The organism is Streptomyces sp. P17 (assembly GCF_032436805.1).
Classification (GTDB): Bacteria; Actinomycetota; Actinomycetes; order Streptomycetales; family Streptomycetaceae; genus Streptomyces.
In genome coordinates this window covers 87,454-104,756 of sequence record NZ_JAVRBF010000006.1, presented here as the reverse complement: position 1 = coordinate 104,756, position 17,303 = coordinate 87,454, and the positions used below count along the sequence as shown (strand labels likewise).

Genomic DNA, 17,303 nt, shown 5'->3' with positions numbered 1-17,303 from the left:
GGGTGTCCTTCTTCCGATACGGGTCAGGGGTTCACAGCGCGCAGGTGATCGCGCAGTCCGATGCCGAACGACGTGGGAGTTCCGTCGTAGGAACTGATCAAGGCGGGACCGGAGTTGCAGTTCCAGGTGTTCCAGGTCCAGCCCAGGTAGGACAGGCCGCGGTCGTCGAACCACTTCATGACCTGGTCGATGAAGGAGTGGCCGCAGGTGTTCTCCCCGATCTCGCCCGCAACCAGCGGCACCTGGGCCGCGACGGGGGCGAGCGTGGAGTTCCAGCAGCTCTCGTTCACACAGGAGTTGAAGTTGTAGACGTGCCATGCCGCGGCGAGATTGCCCGTGGGATCAGTGGGTTTGTACGTCAGCCACTGGCTCAGGTCGTTCGAGTAGGCGAGCCCGCCGGCCAGGATCACGTTCTCGGCGCCGGTCGAGCGCACCGCGTCGATCAGGTCCTGCATCCCGGCCACCTCGTAGCCGATGCCGGGGCAGGTGCCGCCGTCCCGCCAGCACTGCCACGCCTGGCTGGTCGTGGCGGTCGCGCGGTCCGGATAGGGCTCGTTGAACAGGTCGAAGACGACGCTCGGGTCGTCCTTGAAGGTGTTGGCCACCGACGTCCAGAACGCCGGTGTGTACTGCATGTTGGGCATCGGCTTCTGGCAGCTGGCATGCACGTCCGAGCAGCCCGCCGAGTTGCCGGTGTACTGCCCCCAGGTCCAGTGCAGTTCGAGCATCGGCGTCATGCCGTACGCCTTCACCCGGGCCACCAGGTCCTCGACGGCGTCGATATAGGCGCTGCCGCGGTACCGGGCGTCGATGTTGTCCAGACCCAGCCAGCACTCCTCGTTCAGCGGGATGCGGACCGTGTTGGCGTTCCAGTCGGCGATCGCCTTCACGGAGGCGTCGTCGACCGGTCCGTCGAAGATTCCGCGCCCCTGGACGCACATGAACTCGCCGCCGGAACGGTTGACACCGAGCAGGCGACGGGCGGTGCCGTCGGCATCCACGAGCTTGTTGCCGGAGACGCGCAGTGCGGGCGGGTTGTCACCCGGGACGGGTGGATCGGTGGGCGTGGGCGTAGGCGTGGGTGTGGGCTCGGCGTCGACATTGCAGGCGACGCCGTTGAGCGTGAACGCCGTCGGTACCGGGTTGCTCCCCGACCAGGAGGCGAGGAACCCGGCGCTGACGCTCGCCCCGGTGCCGAGTGTGCCGTTGTAGCTCTCGTTGACCGCCGTCACGGTCGTACCGGACTGGGACCACTTGGCGTTCCAGCCCTGGTTGACCTTCTGACCGGCCGCGAAGTCGAAGCCGAGGCTCCAACTGCTCAGTGCGGACGCATGGTTGGTGATCTTCACGGCGCCCTGGAAGCCGGTGTCCCACTGTCCGGTGACGGAGTACTCCACCGTGCACGCGGGTGTGGCTCCCGATGCCGTGACGACCGGAATGGTCATGCCCGTGACAAGGACGACCGCTCCGGCGGCGGCTAAGAGTACTGAACGCGGGGGGTGTCGCATGAGCGACTCCTTGCAGATCAGCGCGCCGCGACGGACGCGTCGACTGATGGAACCGCTCCCACTGGTGTCAACGAAACTAGCGCCAAGTGACGGTAAAGGACAGGGGAGTTCCTTGACTTTTACTCAACCCGGTTCGTCGAATCTTTTCGACTCTTCAAGCATCTTGACCCCTTGCACCCCCGTCCCCACTATGGGAGCGCTCCCACTGGTTCAAGCCTTGACTTCTCCGAGCCGCAAGGAGGAACCAGCACATGCATCCCCCACCCCGGAGACGAAGAGTGGTACGACGCGTCTGGACGGCCGTCGTCGCCGCCCTGGCGCTTCCGTTCACGCTGCTCGCGACGGGCACCACACCCGCGCAGGCGGCGCCGCTGCAATGCAGCGTCGACTACAAGACCAACGACTGGGGCTCCGGCTTCACCGCGGATCTGACGATCACCAACCGCGGCACGGACGTGATCGACGGCTGGACCCTGACGTACGCCTACACCGGCAACCAGAAGCTCAGCAACGGCTGGAACGGGACGTGGTCGCAGTCCGGCCAGAACATCACCGTGAAGAACGCCTCGTACAACGGACGGATCGCGGCCGGCGCCGCGGTCTCCACCGGGGCGCAGTTCAGCTACAGCGGCACCAACGCCGCCCCGGCCTCCTTCGCGATCAACGGCACCACCTGCACCGGCGCCCATCAGCCCCCGATCACGGTGCTGACCAGCCCGGCCGCGGGTGCCGTCTACTCGCAGGGGGACGCGGTGCCGCTCGCGGCGACCGCGGCGGCCGCCGACAACGCCACGATCAGCAAGGTGGAGTTCTACAACGACACCACGCTGCTGGGCACGGACACGAGCGCCCCCTACTCGCTCTCCGTCTCCAACTTGACCGTGGGCAGTCATTCCCTGCTGGCGAAGGCGTACGACAGCCTGGGCGCGTCGGCGGAGTCGATCCCGGTCGGTATCACGGTCGCGTCGGGTCCCGCCGTGGTGGCCTCGACCAACCAACTCGCCGTGCAGCAGGGAGAGACGGGCACCTACGACATCAAGCTGTCCACGCAGCCGTCGGCCAACGTGACCGTCACCACCGCCCGCGCGAGCGGCAATTCGGGTCTGGCGGTGACCGGTGGGGCCTCGCTCACCTTCACCCCGTCGAACTGGAACACCGCGCAGCGCGTGACCATCACCGCCGACTCCTCGGGGACCGGCGCGGCGACCTTCGAGTCGACCGCGAACGGCCACGCGAAGGCAGCGGTGACCGTCACCCAGATCGAGGCGTCGGGTGAGTACGACGCCCGCTTCCTGGAGCTGTACGGAAAGATCACCAACCCGGCGAACGGCTACTTCTCACCCGAGGGCATCCCCTACCACTCGGTCGAGACGCTGATCGTGGAGGCCCCGGACCAGGGCCACGAGACCACGTCGGAGGCCTACAGCTACCTCCTGTGGCTGCAGGCCATGTACGGCAAGGTCACGGGCGACTGGACCAAGTTCAACGGCGCCTGGGAGATCATGGAGAAGTACATGATCCCGACCAGGGCCGACCAGCCGACCAACTCGTTCTACAACGCGTCCAAGCCCGCGACCTACGCACCCGAGCTGGACACCCCGAACGAGTACCCGGCCAAGCTGGACACCGGGGTCTCGGTCGGATCCGACCCGATCGCTGCGGAGCTGAAGAGCGCGTACGGCACGGACGACATCTACGGCATGCACTGGCTCCAGGACGTCGACAACGTCTACGGCTACGGCAACTCGCCCGGCAAGTGCGAGGCGGGTCCCTCGGACACCGGCCCTTCGTACATCAACACCTTCCAGCGCGGCGCGCAGGAGTCGGTGTGGGAGACAGTGCCGCAGCCGACCTGCGACGCCTTCAAGTACGGCGGCACGAACGGGTACTTGGACCTGTTCACCGGTGACGCCTCCTACGCCAAGCAGTGGAAGTTCACCAACGCCCCGGACGCCGACGCGCGTGCGGTGCAGGCCGCGTACTGGGCCGACAAGTGGGCGGACGCGCAGGGCAAGGGCGGCCAGATCTCCGCGACCGTCGCCAAGGCCGCGAAGATGGGTGACTATCTGCGCTACGCCATGTACGACAAGTACTTCAAGAAGATCGGCAACTGCACCAGCCCGTCCTGCCCGGCCGGCACCGGCAAGGACTCCTCGCACTACCTGCTGTCCTGGTACTACGCCTGGGGCGGCGCCACCGACACCTCGGCGGGCTGGGCCTGGCGCATCGGCTCCAGCTCCGCGCACAGCGGCTACCAGAACCCGATGGCCGCGTACGCACTCGCCAGCTACCCCGACCTGAAGCCCAAGTCGGCGACGGGGCAGGCGGACTGGTCCAAGTCCCTTGAGCGGCAGATCGAGTTCTACCGCTGGCTCCAGTCGAACGAGGGTGCCATCGCGGGCGGGGCGACCAACAGCTGGGCGGGCCGCTACGCGTCTCCGCCGGCCGGCAAGTCGACCTTCTACGGCATGTACTACGACCAGCAGCCCGTCTACCAGGACCCGCCGTCCAACCAGTGGTTCGGCTTCCAGGCGTGGTCGATGGAGCGGGTCGCCGAGTACTACCAGCAGACGGGCAACGCCTCCGCCAAGGCGGTCCTCGACAAGTGGGTCGACTGGGCGCTGGAGAACACCACGATCAACCCGGACGGCACCTACCGGATCCCGTCGACGCTCCAGTGGTCGGGCCAGCCCGACACCTGGAACGCCACGAACCCTGGCGCCAACGCGGGCCTGCACGTCACCGTCGCGGACTACACCAACGACGTCGGTGTGGCGGCCGCGTACGCCAAGACCCTGACGTACTACGCCGACCGCTCGGGTGACACCCAGGCGGCGACGACGGCGAAGGCGCTCCTCGACGGCATGTGGGACAACTACCAGGACGACCTCGGCATCGCCGTTCCGGAGAACCGCGCGGACTACAACCGTTTCGACGACCCGGTCTACATCCCGAGCGGCTGGACCGGAACGATGCCGAACGGCGACGCGATCAACTCCTCGTCGACGTTCGAGTCGATCCGCTCCTTCTACGAGGACGACCCGGCGTGGTCGAAGATCGAGTCGTACCTCGCGGGCGGCGCGGTGCCGTCGTTCACGTACCACCGGTTCTGGGCCCAGGCGGACATCGCCCTGGCCATGGGTTCGTACGCGGAGCTTCTCGAATAACCAGCCCCCGTCAGGCGCTCCGCGCCGATTGATGAACTCCGCGTGCGTGGTCTCGTCACCTGACGGCGAGGCCGGCCAGCCGGGCGGTCCTCACCCGCACTGAGGGCCGCCCGGCACCTCTCGTTGCCCACGGAAAGCGCTTGCCCCCCACTCCGGAAAGGACACCCCGTGCGAAGAACCCGCGTCCTCACGGCCGTCCTGGCGCTCGCGGCCGGGCTGCTCGCCGGCACCCCGCCCGCACTGGCCGCCGCCGAGCCCTCGAAGCCGTCCGTGTCGATCACGGCCGACACCTACACCTGGAAGAACGCCCGCGTCGACGGCGGCGGGTTCGTCCCCGGCATCGTCTTCAACCGCACCGAGAAGAACCTCGCCTACGCCCGCACCGACATCGGCGGCGCCTACCGCTGGGTGGAGTCGTCGAAGACCTGGACCCCGCTGCTGGACTCGGTCGGCTGGGACAACTGGGGCCACACCGGCGTCGTCAGTCTCGCCTCCGACCCCGTCGACCCCGACAAGGTGTACGCGGCCGTCGGCACCTACACCAACAGCTGGGACCCGGGCAACGGCGCCGTGCTGCGCTCCTCGGACCGGGGCGCCAGTTGGCGGAAGGCGGACCTGCCGTTCAAGCTGGGCGGCAACATGCCGGGCCGGGGCATGGGCGAGCGCCTCGCCATCGACCCCAACAAGAACAGCGTGCTGTATCTGGGCGCGCCGAGCGGCAAGGGCCTGTGGCGGTCGACGGACTCCGGGGCGAGCTGGTCGCAGGTGGCGAACTTCCCCAACGTCGGCACCTACGCCCAGGATCCGAGCGACACCAGCGGCTACGCCTCCGACAACCAGGGCATTGTCTGGGTCACCTTCGACGAGTCCACGGGCACCTCGGGCAACGCCACGCGGACGATCTACGTCGGGGTCGCCGACAAGGACAACGCGGTGTACCGCTCGACGGACGCGGGCGCGACCTGGTCGCGCGTCGCCGGGCAGCCGACCGGCTATCTCGCCCACAAGGGCGTCCTGGACGCCGAGAACGGTTACCTCTATCTGTCGTACAGCGACAAGGGCGGCCCCTACGACGGCGGCAAGGGCCAGTTGTGGCGGTACGCGACAGCGACGGGCACCTGGACGGACATCAGCCCCGTGGCGGAGGCCGACACCTACTACGGCTTCAGCGGCCTGACGATCGACCGGCAGGACCCCGGCACGGTCATGGCGACGGCGTACAGCTCCTGGTGGCCGGACACCCAGATCTTCCGCTCCACCGACAGCGGCGCGACCTGGACGAAGGCCTGGGACTACACGTCGTACCCCAACCGCGCCAACCGCTACACGATGGACGTCTCGTCCTCGCCGTGGCTGACCTGGAACGCGAACCCGGCGCCGCCGGAGCAGACACCCAAACTCGGCTGGATGACCGAGGCGTTGGAGATCGACCCCTTCGACTCCAACCGGATGATGTACGGCACGGGCGCGACGATCTACGGCACCGAGAACCTCACCAACTGGGACAGCGGTTCCCGGTTCACCATCAAGCCGATGGTGCAGGGCCTGGAGGAGACGGCGGTCAACGACCTGGCCTCTCCCCCGTCGGGCGCGCCGCTGCTGAGCGCCCTCGGTGACATCGGCGGCTTCCGCCACACGGACCTCACCAAGGTCCCCTCGATGATGTTCACCCAGCCGAACTTCACCACGACGACCAGCCTCGACTTCGCCGAGTCCAACCCGAACACGGTGGTCCGGGTCGGCAACCTGGACTCGGGCCCGCACATCGCGTTCTCCACCGACAACGGCGCCAACTGGTTCGCGGGCACCGACCCTTCGGGCGTCAGCGGAGGCGGTACGGTCGCGGCGGCGGCCGACGGCAGCAGGTTCGTATGGAGTCCGCAGGGCGCCGGGGTCCACTACGCGACGGGGTTCGGCACCTCCTGGTCGGCGTCCTCCGGCATCCCGGCGGACGCGATCGTGGAGTCCGACCGCGTCGACCCGAAGGTGTTCTACGGCTTCAAGTCCGGGAAGTTCTACGTCAGTACGGACGGCGGCGCCACCTTCACCGCCTCCGCCGCCACCGGGCTCCCGAGCGGCGACAGCGTCCGCTTCAAGGCGCTGCCCGGCACCAAGGGCGATGTGTGGCTGGCCGGCGGCGCGAGTGACGGCGCGTACGGGCTGTGGCACTCGACGAACGGCGGTACGAGCTTCACCAAGCTGCCGGGCGTCGAGCAGGCCGACACCATCGGCTTCGGCAAGGCGGCGACGGGAGCTTCGTACCAGACGCTCTACACCAGCGCGAAGATCGGCGGTGTGCGCGGGATCTTCCGCTCCACCGACCAGGGCGCGACCTGGACCCGCATCAACGACGACGCCCACCAGTGGGGTTGGACCGGCGCGGCGATCACCGGTGACCCTCGGGTCTACGGCCGCGTCTACATCGCGACCAACGGCCGGGGGATCATCTACGGCGACTCCTCCGACAGCGGCGGCGGCACGGATCCCGGCCCCGGCCCCACACCGACGGGCGCCTGTGCGGTGACGTACAAGATCACCAATCAGTGGCAGGGCGGCTTCCAGGCGGACGTACAGCTGACCAACACGGGGACGAGCGCCTGGTCCGGCTGGGCCCTCGCCTGGGCCTTCCCCAACAGCCAGACCATCTCCCAGATCTGGAACGCCGAGCACACCCAGTCGGTTTCCTCGGTCACGACGAGGAACGTGGGCTGGAACGGCAATGTGGCGGCCGGCGCGTCGGTGAGCTTCGGCTTCACGGGCAACTGGACAGGCACGAACGGCAAACCGACGGCGTTCAAGGTCGGTGACCAGAACTGCACGGTGAGCTGAGGCGACGGGGGTGTGCCGGTTCCGGTACACCCCCGTGGTCACAACTGCGTCACTGCCTACACATTCACCTCACCAGACCTTCACACTCCCCTTAGTGCGCACTCGGCGCGAAGCAACTTCAAGGGGGGCCCATGTCGTACAGCCAGCCGCCACCACCGCCACCGCCCGGCTTCGGACCGGCGCCTGTTCCGCCTGCTCCCAGGCCGAGTTGGGCACGCAAACGGGTCCTCGTCCCGGTCGCCGTGGGCATCCTCCTCGTCGGTGCCGGCATCGGCTCCGCCGGAAACGGCGACGGTGACGGGAAGGCGAGCGCCGAACCCACCGCCACGGTCACCCTCACCGCCCAGCCGAAGTCCGACGACGTGGCCGAGCCCGAGCCCGCGCCGACGGTCACTGTCACCAAGACGGCCACGGCCAAGGCGCAGGCCAAGGAGGACACCGCCGACGCCGCTCCCGAGGGCAAGGCGGTGTTCAAGGTGTGGGGCTCGGCTCCCTCGGGTGTCGACATCACCTACGGCAGCGACGGCACCAACCTGCAAGGCAGCGGCCTCCCGATGGAGAAGACCTTGGCGGTCAAGGACGAAGCCCTCTATTACCAGGTGACGGCTCAGCTCATGGGCGGCGGCGACATCCAGTGCTCCGTCACGATCGACGGCGAGACGAAGAGCGGGCGGGCCCAGGGCGGATACAACATCTGCTCTGCCCAGCTGAACGGCGACTTCTCCGGCGGCTTCAGTTAGACAGCGCTCACCGGGTCGGCGGGTGCCCATCCTGTGAGGTGGGCACCCGCCTTCGTTCACGGCGCGTACACCACCGGCCGGGGCGCGGTCGCCATGCCGCTGCCGAGGAAGAAGCTCGGGTGCGGGGGCTGGTTGTACGCGGTGTTCTGCCAGGCCAGCCCCGTGCGGTACATCGTGTCGTGCAGCAAGGTCGTGATCTTCGTGGTCGTCTCGTACGGCGTCGAGTAGATCCTCAGGGCCGTGTTCCCGCTGGTCGGCCAGATGACCTCCTCGCGCCAGTCGCCGAGGATGTCGCCGGACAGGGACGGCGTCGCCTTCGTGCCGTTGTTGGAGTGGACCGAGGCGGCGGTCAGCAGCCGGGTGTCCGACGAGGTGCCGTACTTGTCGATCCGGGTACCGTCGAGGAGTTCACGGACCGTGTCCCCGTCCCACCAGGACAGGAAGTTGACGGAGGACGGCTCACGGCCCTTCGTGGCGCCGCCCTCGTCGCGGATGCCGGAGTCGGAGGCCGACCAGACCTCCGCTCCGTCGTTCCCGGCGTAGATGTCGCCGGCCACGCCCCGCCCGTTGTCGCAGCAGGCGCCCAACTGCCAGCGGATCGCCCCGTTCGCGGGGTTGAGGTACAGCTCGGCCGGCTGGGACGTGGACTCGGAGACCTTGAAGTACTCCAGGCCCGAGGTCGACGGATCGAGATCGCCGAGGTGCTGGGCGTCGCCATGCCCCGTCCTCGCGGTCCACAGGCCGTTGCCGTTGTCGTCGACGGCCATCGAGCCGTAGACGATCTCGTCCCTGCCGTCTTTGTCGACGTCCCCCACGGACAGGCTGTGGGAGCCCTGACCGTCGTACCCCTTGCCGGAGTTGGTGGAGGAGTTGGTGTCGAAGGTCCAGCGGCGGGTGAAGGAGCCGTTGCGCCAGTCCCAGGCCGCGATGACCGTACGGGTGTAGTAACCGCGGGCCATGATCAGGGAGGGGCGGGAGCCGTCCAGATACGCCGTGCCCGCGAGGAAGCGGTCGACGCGGTTGCCGTAGGAGTCGCCCCAGGAGGAGACCGCGCCGCGAGCCGGGACGTAGTCGACGGACTGCATGGCCCGGCCGGTCTGCCCGTTGAACATGGTCAGGTACTCGGGGCCGGACAGGACGTACCCACTGGAGTTGCGGTGGTCGGCCGAGGAACTGCCGATCACCGTCCCGCCGCCGTCGACCGTGCCGTCGGCGGTCTTCATGGCGACCTCGGCCTTGCGGTCGCCGTCGTAGTCGTAGACCTGGAACTGCGTGTAGTGGGCGCCGGAGCGGATGTTGCGGCCCAGGTCGATCCGCCACAGCCGGGTGCCGTCGAGCTTGATGCCGTCCACGACGGTGTTGCCGGTGTAGCCGGACTGGGAGTTGTCCTTGGCGTTGGTGGGCTGCCACTTCAGGACCAGGTCGAGGGCGCCGTCGCCGTCGAGGTCGCCCACGGAGGCGTCGTTGGCCTCGTAGGTGTAGGCCACCCCGTCGGGTGTCGTGCCGCCTGCCGGCGGGCTGATCGGGACGTCCTTGTAGCCCGTGCGGAACTGGATCGCGTGCACGGAGTCGCCCTGCTCCACACCGTTCACGATCGCGCGGACCGTGTAGTCGGCCTGCGAAGGGGCGCCGGAGTGGAAGTAGTTGGTGGAGCCGGTGATCGGGGTCGAGTTGACCTTCGTACCGGCGCGGTAGAGGTTGAAGGAGACGTTGTCGGGGTCGGTGCCGAGCCAGCGCCAGCTGACCAGGTTGCCACTGCCGGTGTACACGCTGACCACGCCCCGGTCGAGGGCCTCGACCTGGCGTGCGGTGGCGGCCTCGGCCGCGTCGGCGCCGGTGAGCGCGGTCAGCCCGGCGGCGAACAGGGCCGTGGCGGCGCCGAGTGCGGACAGGACGACCCTGCGTCTGCGGTGCTTGTGCGGGTGCTGCACGAGACGTACCTCCTGGGAGGACGGACGGGTTCCGTTCCCCCTCAGTCGCCGCCGTCGGCCGTGAAGTTGCCGTACTTCCCGGCCAGTTCGGCGACGGTACGGGCGATCTTCTCCCGCAGTTCCACGGGCTGGAGCACCTCGACGTCCGTACCGAGGCGCAGGAACTCCCCCTGCGCGTGATCGACGGACTCGATGGGGACGGTGACCCGCGTCCAACCGTCCTCCTCCGCACGTGCGTTGCGCGCCCTGGGCAGCGTCCGCCCCGGCGCCAGCCGTACCACCGCCTCTCCCCGGTGCAGCCGGTCCTGGAAATCCCGCTGGTACGCCGCCCAGTACGCGGCGAGATCGAAGCCGTCCGGTCTGCTGAACTCCTCTGATCCCGCCGTCAGTTCGAGTATCTGGTCGACCCGGAAGGTGCGCGGTCCCGGTCCGGCCACGACATACCAGCGGCCCGCCTTGAGGACCAGTCCGTACGGCTCAAAGCGGCGCTCCACATCGGTGGGCTCGCGCCAGCGGCGGTACAGGACATGCAGGACCCGGCTGTTCCAGACGGCGTCGGCGACCTGCGGGAGGAACGGGGTCAGGTCGCCGTCCGTGTACCAGCCGGGGGCGTCGAGGTGGAAGCGGGCGCTGATCCGGTCGGCCTGGACGGGGAGTGCGGCCCGGACCTTCAGCTCGGCGGCGGCCAGCAGCGAGCCGAGGCCCAGTTCGGCGGCGGGTCCGGGGAGCCCCGCGAGGAAGAGGGCCTCGGCCTCGTCGGCGGTCATTCCGGTGAGCCGGGTGCGGTAGCCGTCCAGGAGCCGGTAGCCACCGGCGTGCCCTGCGTCGCCGTAGAGGGGGACTCCGGCCGCGCCGAGCGCCTCCACGTCCCGGTAGACGGTCCGGACGGAGACCTCCAGCTCCTCGGCGAGCTGGGCGGCGGTCATCCGGCCGCGGGTCTGGAGCAGCAGGAGGATCGAGACGAGACGGCTGGACTTCACTGACACAGGATGTCAGCGAAGCGGCCCTACCGTGCACCGCATGCCCTTCACGGAGAAACTGCTGACCGTGCCGCCGCCGATCGAGGTGGCGGGACGGCGGATCAAGCGCTACCACGTCACCGCGGACCCGACGGGTATCGCGCCGGACGTGGCGGAGGCGGCGTACGCGATCCTGCCGAAGCTGCTGCCGGAGCCGGACGGCACACCCCCGGCGACCTTCGTCGTCCTGCACCGGGGCGGCGACGACGGCGCCTATCTCAACGCCTACAGCTGGGTGTGGGACAACGTCCTGCACTTCCGGGGCGCGGCGGCGGGCCAGCCGGTCCTCGGCTGCCCGGACCGCGACCCGGCGCACTTCATCACCCCCGAACTGCCGTGGACAGGCTGCGTCTGGGAGCTGCCGCCGATCCTGCACGAACGGGACGCCTGGGTACGGCACATCCTCGCGCCCCAAACCCCCGACATCGAGGCCTACTTGGCCGATTCCCTGCCCGAAGGAACAACAGGAGACCGCTGATGAGCACCCCGCACGACTTCGACTTCTTCCACGGCGACTGGGACGTCCGGCACCGCCGCCGCACCGACTTCCTCGACCCGGACAGCGGCTGGGAGGAGTTCGGGGGCACCTCGCGCTGCTGGAGCCTGTTCGACGGCGCCGCGAACATCGACGAGATCGACATGCCGCACCTGGGCTCGAAGGGCTTGACGCTGCGCCTGTTCGACCGCGAGACCGAGCAGTGGTCCCTCAACTGGTCCTCCAGCCGCAGCGGAAAGCTGTTCCCGCCCGTGTTCGGCCGCTTCGAGGGCGAGCGCGGCGCGTTCTACGGCGACGACACGCACGACGGCAAGGACGTGCGGGTGCGGTTCGTGTGGTCGGGTATCTCCCCGGCCATGGCCCGCTGGGAGCAGGCGTTCTCCCTCGACGGCGGTCAGACCTGGCTGACCAACTGGGTCATGGAGTTCACACGGGCTTCCGGAACGCCCGCAGGCTGAACACCGGGTCGGGGCGGCGGCGGTCCGGATCCGGGAGCGTCTCCAGCTCGGCCGCGAAGCGTTCGGTGAGCGGGGCGCCCGGCGGGAGCTGGGTGAACCAGCCCCGGCGCAGGTCGGCCGCGGTGCCACGGGGGCTGCGGCCCTGACCGAGACCCGTGAAGCTCGCGCCGCCGACGAGGCGGAGGCTCTGCTCGGCGGCGCGGGCCTCGACGCGGGGCGAGGCGTCCGGGGCGGCGCGGCGCGGACGCGGTTCGAGCACGGCGTCGATGTCGCTGCCGACGTCGTGGGCGGCCGCCTTGTCGACGGTGGTCACATACACCCCGCCCGGCCGCAGCACCCGGGCGCACTCGGCGACCACCGCGCCCATGTCGTCGCCCCGGTCCAGCAGATGCAGCAGCCACACGCTGGTCACCGCGTCGAACGTCCCGTCGGGGAAGGGCAGCCGGCGGCTGTCCGCGAGCACGATCGCGCCGGGCAGCCGCGCGGCGGCCATCCGGGCCATCCCGTACGTCAGATCCGCGCCCGTCACCCGCAGCGCGGGCCGTGCCGCGGCGAGCCGCCGGGTGACGATGCCGGTGCCGCAGGCCACGTCGAGCAGGCTCCCGGCGCCGTCCGGGATCAGACCGAGGACCGCGTCGGCCGCCGCGGCGGCCCGGGGTTCGCCGCCGCGGGAGGAGTCGTAGGCGTCGGCTTCCTTGTCGTAGTCGAGCACGCGCCCCTCACTCGGCCCCGTGTCCCGGAGCCAGCTCCTCGACCCTGCGGGCCAGCTCGAAGTCCTTCTCGGTGACCGCGCCGCCCACGCTGTGGGTGTTCACCGTCAGGGAGACGGTGTTGTAGCCGAGTGTGAGGTCGGAGTGGTGGTCGAGCTCCTCCTGGACCTGGGCGATGTGGACGACCATCGCGGTGGCCGCGAAGTGCGAGGAAAGACGGTAGGAACGGGCGATGCGGTCCCCGTCGAGGGACCAGCCCGGCAGTTCCGCGAGGCGGTCCTCGATCTCCTTCTGCGACAGCGGTTCCACGGCCATACGCCGCTCCTTCCTGGGCTGCGCCACACCATCGGCGGGTTCCCTTCAAGACTGCCACACAGACACTGCCGAAGCCCTGGTCAGAAGGGTGGCTTCCCCTGCGTGCCGGTGTGTCGTCTACGGTCGTGTCATGACCGTCACTTCCACCGACCGGGGCGTCGGGCCGCTGCTGCGGGCCTGGCGGGAGCAGCGCCGGGTCAGCCAGCTGGAGCTGGCGCTGCGCGCCGGCTCCTCGGCCCGGCACATCAGCTTCATCGAGACGGGCCGTTCCCGGCCGAGCGAGGAGATGGTGCTGCGGCTCGCCGAGCACCTGGACGTGCCGGTCCGGGAGCGCAACGCCCTGCTGCTGGCCGCCGGTTACGCCCCGCGCTACCCGGAGACCCCGCTGGACGACCCGGCGCTGGACGCCGTACGCCAGGGCATGGAGCGGCTGATCCAGGGCTATGAGCCCTACCCGGCGATCGTGGTGGACGCGATGTACAACGTCCTCGCGGCCAACCGGGGCATCCTGATGCTGCTCGACGGCATCCCCGAGCACCTGCTGGCTCCGCCGCTGAACGCGATGCGTCTGACCCTCCACCCCGAGGGCCTGGCAGCGCGCATCCGCAACCTCCGTGAGTGGCGGGGCCATCTGCTGGAGCAGATGCAGCGGCAGATCGCCCTGCACCGCTCGGAACCGCTGCGGAAGCTGTACGAGGAGGTCGCCGCCTACCCGGTGCCGGAGGAGGACCCGAGCGAGGAACCCGCCGACCCGGTCCCGTACTTCGCGCTCCCGCTCCGGATCGAGCACGGGGGTCGGACGCTGTCCTTCATCTCCTCGATCTCCACCTTCAACACCCCGATGGACGTGACCGTCGCCGAACTGGCCATCGAGACACTGCTCCCTGCCGACCCGGCGACGGTCAAGTACCTTCAGTCACTGATGCCCTGACGGCCCTTCAGCGCCAGGTGCTGGAGCGCGGCGAACCCGGCGACGGTGAGCGCTTGCATCACGGTCCACACCGCGCCGGTGGCGGTCGGCGACAGCCACACCGCGAGGGCGAGCAGACTCAGCGCGGCCCAGGCGAAGTTGGCCTCGATGACGACCCGTACCGGGAAGGTGGCGGGCCGGGCGCGGGAGGCCAGCCATCCGACGCCGCCGGCGTACACGGCCAGAAACACGCCGAGTTCGAGCAGCAGCGTCGAGTCGACCCCGAGCAGCCGCCCGAGCGGGCCGGAAGCGGCCAGGTAGGCAAGGGCGTTGGCGCCCGTCACCACCGCGTCGAGGGCGAGGAACCGGCGGAGCACGGCCTGCGGGTCCAAGGTCCGGGCGAGCGAGGCAAGCTGGGTCGCGGACATGACGAATCACCCTCCGCCGGGTTCGGATCCACGGTGCTGGAACCCGGGTTCCGGATCGGAGTGCGCCGATCCGGAGCCCGGTGAGGCAACGATCCCGCGCCTGCCGGACAGGGTCGATTACCTCCCGGGTAATGCCGGGCCCGGCCGTGGCGAGCGCCTCACCGCCGAACCGGTGAGCGTGGAAGCGGAACGTGGCACACTGCACGGGTACTTCGGCGCGTAGGGGAGGCGTGGCGTGAGTGAGCGGCGGCCTGCGCCGACCGTGGGTCAGGTGGTGCTCGGCAAGCGGTTGCAGGAGCTCCGGGAGGCGGCCGGGCTCAAGCGCGAGGAAGCCGCGAAGGTCCTGCGCGTGGCCCCGGCGACGGTACGGCGGATGGAGATGGCCGAGGTCTCCCTGAAGATCCCGTACGTGCAGGTGCTGCTGGACACGTACGAGGTGCCCGAGGAGGAGGCGGCGGCGTTCGTCTCGCTGGCCGAGGAGGCGAACCAGCCGGGCTGGTGGCAGCGGTACCACGATGTGCTGCCGGACTGGTTCAGCCTGTATGTGAGCCTGGAGGGCGCGGCGCGGATGATCCGCTCCTACGAGCCGCACTTCGTGCCGGGCCTGCTCCAGACCGAGGACTACGCGCGCGCCGTGCTGGAGGCGGGCACGATAGGGCAGACAGGGCCCGCGGCGATAGAGCGCCATGTGGCCCTGCGCATGGAGCGGCAGAGGCTGCTGGAGAGCCCGGACCGCCCGCACGTCTGGGTGATCATGGATGAGACGGTGCTGCGGCGGCCGGTGAGCGACCACACCTCGGTGATGCGCGAACAGCTCGACCGGCTCCTGGAGTTCGCCGAGCGCGACCGTGTCACCCTCCAGGTCGCCGAGTTCGCCCGCGGCCCGCACCCCGGCACCTACGCGCCCTTCACCCTCTTCCGCTTCGCCGAGCCCGAACTGCCCGACATGGTCTTCACCGAGTACCTTACCGGCGCCCTCTACCTGGACTCCCGCACGGAGGTCGCGGCCCATCTGGAGGTCCTGGACCACATGTCCACGGGCGCGGCCTCCGCGGACCGCACGAAGAAGCTCCTCAGGGCGCGCCGCGCGGACTTCTGAGCCCCGAGGCGACGACACCGTACGACGGACGTCGACACCAGCCGCCCGCATCCTGTTACGGCACGGTCCTGCGCGGCGCGCGCGCAAACCGCAGGTTCATGCACCGGGCGATCCGGCCGCCGCCGAGGCGGGGATCCGTCAGTTCCTGGACATCGGCACGGGCATTCCCACCGAGCCGAACCTGAACCGTGGTGTACGTGGACAACGACCCGATCGTGCTGCGGCACGCCGAGGCACTGCTGCGCGGCTCCACCGAGGGCGCCGCGCGTCATCTGCAGGCGGACGTCCGTGACCCCGACACCATCCTCGGCCGGGCGCGGCCGAGGATCTGGACCTCGGCGACAAGGCCCACGGCCTGCTGAAGCGGTACACCGACGCTCTCGCACCCGTCGGCTTCCTGGTCCTGTCGCAGGTCACGCCCGATCCGAGCCCGGAGGCGGTCCCGGCGTGATCCCGGTCTCCGGCCGGCGTCCGGAGCCGGAGGACATGGAGGACATGGCCGCCCAGGCCGAGGGCCTCGTGCCCGGGTACGCGGCGGTGGCCCGCAAGCCCTGACCCGTTCGGGTGCCGTCAGCAGGTGCGCCCCCCGGCTCCGCCCTAGGTTCGAAGCCACGGGCAAGCAAGGGAGCGCACGTGACCGACAACGATCTACCGCGCCTTCCTCGCCCTGCTCCAGCTCACCGGCTGCCAGGGCCGCAACGGCGGCGGCCGGGCGCACTACGTGGGCCAGGAGAAGTGCCGGCCGGTGACCGGCTGGGCCACCCTCGCGGCCGGTTCCGACTGGTCGCGTCCGCCGCGCCAGATGATCGGCACCGCGTACTGGTTCCTCAACACCGACCAGTGGCGCTACGACCGCTTCACCGCCGGTGTGCTCGCGTGGCCGCTCGGCGAGGGGCGGTTCGAGGGGATGACGGGCGCCGACTGCCTCGCGCTGTCCGCGCGCTCGGGCTGGATGCCGTCGTATCCGACCTTCGGCCGCAATCTGCTGGAGCTCGGCGCGGCGTTCGGCGATCCGGTGGCCAAGGCGGTGGCCGAACTCCGCGCGGGCACACTGAAGTACGACGGCGGTCCCGGCATGGGCGGCGACGGTTCGTTCGGCCATGACTCGGGCCGCACGCTGCTGCCGCTGGTGTCGGTGGAGAACTTCCACGCCCTGCGCAAGAGGCAGACGTCGGACGAAGCGAAGGAGGCCTGATGCCCTCGGATGCGGTGCTGTACCAGGCGGCTGCGCTCTGCCTGACCTACCCCGACGACGACTTCCGCGCCCGGCTGCCGCTGCTGCGCGAAGCCGCCCCCCAGCTGAGGGAGTTCACCGATCACGCTGCGGTGACCGACGCCCAGGAGCTGGCCGCGCACTATGTGCGGGTCTTCGACTTCAAGAACCGGCACAGTCTGTACCTGACCCGGTGGCGGGACGGGGACACCCGGAGCCGCGGGATGTCGCTGGTGCGCTTCAAGGACGTCTACCGGGAGCACGGCCTGGAGTTCAGCGGCGAGGAGCTGCCCGACTTCCTGCCCGCGGTCCTGGAGTTCGCGGCCCGCACCGGCAACACCGACCTGCTCACCGAGCACCGCGACGGCCTGGAGCAACTCCGCTCCCGGCTCACCGACTTCGGCACACCGTACGCCTCCGTCCTCGACGCCGTGTGCGCCGCGCTGCCGACCGCACGCCCCGGGGTGCGCCGATGACCTC

14 protein-coding genes and 2 pseudogenes are annotated in these 17,303 nt (G+C 69.7%); 10 read left to right on the top strand and 6 right to left on the bottom strand.

Features of this window, described 5'->3' with window-relative positions; translation table 11 throughout:
* Positions 1 to 23: 23 nt before the first annotated feature.
* The gene (locus tag RMT89_RS05680) at positions 24 to 1,508 is read right to left on the bottom strand and encodes a cellulase family glycosylhydrolase (protein WP_315882802.1); all 1,485 of its coding nucleotides are present in this window, start codon (positions 1,506 to 1,508) and stop codon (positions 24 to 26) included.
* 251 nt (positions 1,509 to 1,759) lie between these two features.
* Here RMT89_RS05680 and RMT89_RS05675 point away from each other — a divergent pair, with 251 nt between their 5' ends.
* From RMT89_RS05675 to RMT89_RS05665, 3 genes are all read left to right on the top strand, one after another.
* The gene (locus tag RMT89_RS05675) at positions 1,760 to 4,675 is read left to right on the top strand and encodes a glycoside hydrolase family 48 protein (protein WP_315882801.1); all 2,916 of its coding nucleotides are present in this window, start codon (positions 1,760 to 1,762) and stop codon (positions 4,673 to 4,675) included.
* Between the two features lie 168 nt (positions 4,676 to 4,843).
* On the top strand, positions 4,844 to 7,504 hold the full coding sequence (locus RMT89_RS05670) for a cellulose binding domain-containing protein (RefSeq protein WP_315882800.1): 2,661 nt from the start codon (positions 4,844 to 4,846) through the stop codon (positions 7,502 to 7,504).
* Between the two features lie 131 nt (positions 7,505 to 7,635).
* The gene (locus RMT89_RS05665) at positions 7,636 to 8,244 is read left to right on the top strand and encodes a hypothetical protein (RefSeq protein WP_315882799.1); all 609 of its coding nucleotides are present in this window, start codon (positions 7,636 to 7,638) and stop codon (positions 8,242 to 8,244) included.
* A gap of 56 nt (positions 8,245 to 8,300) precedes the next feature.
* Here the strand turns inward: RMT89_RS05665 and RMT89_RS05660 are convergent, their stop codons facing one another.
* A complete protein-coding gene (locus tag RMT89_RS05660) occupies positions 8,301 to 10,175 on the bottom strand; it encodes a rhamnogalacturonan lyase (RefSeq protein ID WP_315882798.1) in 1,875 nt (624 codons plus the stop codon).
* Positions 10,176 to 10,216: 41 nt separating this feature from the next.
* Complete coding sequence (locus RMT89_RS05655) at positions 10,217 to 11,155, bottom strand: YafY family protein (RefSeq protein ID WP_315882797.1); 939 nt, start codon at positions 11,153 to 11,155, stop codon at positions 10,217 to 10,219.
* Between the two features lie 40 nt (positions 11,156 to 11,195).
* On the opposite strand from RMT89_RS05655, the gene RMT89_RS05650 reads away from it, so the two are divergent.
* Both RMT89_RS05650 and RMT89_RS05645 read left to right on the top strand, forming a co-directional pair.
* Positions 11,196 to 11,672 carry a hypothetical protein gene (locus RMT89_RS05650; protein WP_315882796.1) on the top strand — a complete coding sequence of 159 codons (477 nt, stop codon included), beginning with the start codon at positions 11,196 to 11,198 and terminating at the stop codon, positions 11,670 to 11,672.
* On the top strand, positions 11,672 to 12,148 hold the full coding sequence (locus RMT89_RS05645) for a hypothetical protein (protein ID WP_315882795.1): 477 nt from the start codon (positions 11,672 to 11,674) through the stop codon (positions 12,146 to 12,148). The genes RMT89_RS05650 and RMT89_RS05645 overlap by 1 nt, the downstream gene beginning before the upstream one ends.
* On the opposite strand, the gene RMT89_RS05640 is transcribed toward RMT89_RS05645, so the two are convergent.
* Positions 12,117 to 12,860 (bottom strand): class I SAM-dependent methyltransferase, encoded by a 744-nt coding sequence (locus tag RMT89_RS05640; RefSeq protein ID WP_315882794.1) that lies wholly within the window; start codon positions 12,858 to 12,860, stop codon positions 12,117 to 12,119. The two genes, RMT89_RS05645 and RMT89_RS05640, sit on opposite strands and share 32 nt — an antisense overlap.
* Before the next feature lie 7 nt (positions 12,861 to 12,867).
* Complete coding sequence (locus RMT89_RS05635) at positions 12,868 to 13,173, bottom strand: 4a-hydroxytetrahydrobiopterin dehydratase (RefSeq protein WP_315882793.1); 306 nt, start codon at positions 13,171 to 13,173, stop codon at positions 12,868 to 12,870.
* 130 nt (positions 13,174 to 13,303) lie between these two features.
* Here RMT89_RS05635 and RMT89_RS05630 point away from each other — a divergent pair, with 130 nt between their 5' ends.
* Positions 13,304 to 14,104, top strand: coding sequence for a helix-turn-helix transcriptional regulator (locus tag RMT89_RS05630; RefSeq protein ID WP_315882792.1), 801 nt, complete (start codon positions 13,304 to 13,306; stop codon positions 14,102 to 14,104).
* On the opposite strand, the gene RMT89_RS05625 is transcribed toward RMT89_RS05630, so the two are convergent.
* Complete coding sequence (locus tag RMT89_RS05625; RefSeq protein ID WP_315882791.1) at positions 14,086 to 14,511, bottom strand: hypothetical protein; 426 nt, start codon at positions 14,509 to 14,511, stop codon at positions 14,086 to 14,088. The two genes, RMT89_RS05630 and RMT89_RS05625, sit on opposite strands and share 19 nt — an antisense overlap.
* Positions 14,512 to 14,746: 235 nt before the next feature.
* Between RMT89_RS05625 and RMT89_RS05620 the strand changes: the two genes are divergently transcribed.
* The 4 genes and pseudogenes from RMT89_RS05620 to narJ all read left to right on the top strand — a co-directional run bounded on the left by RMT89_RS05620 (position 14,747) and on the right by narJ (position 17,299).
* Positions 14,747 to 15,610, top strand: a complete 864-nt coding sequence (locus RMT89_RS05620) for a helix-turn-helix transcriptional regulator (protein ID WP_315882790.1) — start codon at positions 14,747 to 14,749, stop codon at positions 15,608 to 15,610.
* Positions 15,522 to 15,972 (top strand): annotated as a pseudogene (locus RMT89_RS45865) (SAM-dependent methyltransferase). The gene RMT89_RS05620 and the pseudogene RMT89_RS45865 overlap by 89 nt, the downstream one beginning before the upstream one ends.
* A 281-nt stretch (positions 15,973 to 16,253) precedes the next feature.
* Positions 16,254 to 16,805, top strand: a pseudogene (locus tag RMT89_RS05610) (hypothetical protein); the annotation flags it as partial.
* A complete protein-coding gene (gene narJ, locus RMT89_RS05605; RefSeq protein WP_315882789.1) occupies positions 16,805 to 17,299 on the top strand; it encodes a nitrate reductase molybdenum cofactor assembly chaperone in 495 nt (164 codons plus the stop codon). The pseudogene RMT89_RS05610 and the gene narJ, both read left to right, overlap by 1 nt.
* Positions 17,300 to 17,303: the final 4 nt, after the last annotated feature.

Coding starts and splice junctions, on each gene's coding strand:
- RMT89_RS05680 (WP_315882802.1), bottom strand. CDS start 1,508: ATGCGACACCCCCCGCGTTCAGTACTCTTAGCCGCCGCCGGAGCGGTC.
- RMT89_RS05675 (WP_315882801.1), top strand. CDS start 1,760: ATGCATCCCCCACCCCGGAGACGAAGAGTGGTACGACGCGTCTGGACG.
- RMT89_RS05635 (WP_315882793.1), bottom strand. CDS start 13,173: ATGGCCGTGGAACCGCTGTCGCAGAAGGAGATCGAGGACCGCCTCGCG.
- RMT89_RS05625 (WP_315882791.1), bottom strand. CDS start 14,511: ATGTCCGCGACCCAGCTTGCCTCGCTCGCCCGGACCTTGGACCCGCAG.
- RMT89_RS05665 (WP_315882799.1), top strand. CDS start 7,636: ATGTCGTACAGCCAGCCGCCACCACCGCCACCGCCCGGCTTCGGACCG.
- RMT89_RS05650 (WP_315882796.1), top strand. CDS start 11,196: ATGCCCTTCACGGAGAAACTGCTGACCGTGCCGCCGCCGATCGAGGTG.
- narJ (WP_315882789.1), top strand. CDS start 16,805: ATGCCCTCGGATGCGGTGCTGTACCAGGCGGCTGCGCTCTGCCTGACC.
- RMT89_RS05630 (WP_315882792.1), top strand. CDS start 13,304: ATGACCGTCACTTCCACCGACCGGGGCGTCGGGCCGCTGCTGCGGGCC.
- RMT89_RS05645 (WP_315882795.1), top strand. CDS start 11,672: ATGAGCACCCCGCACGACTTCGACTTCTTCCACGGCGACTGGGACGTC.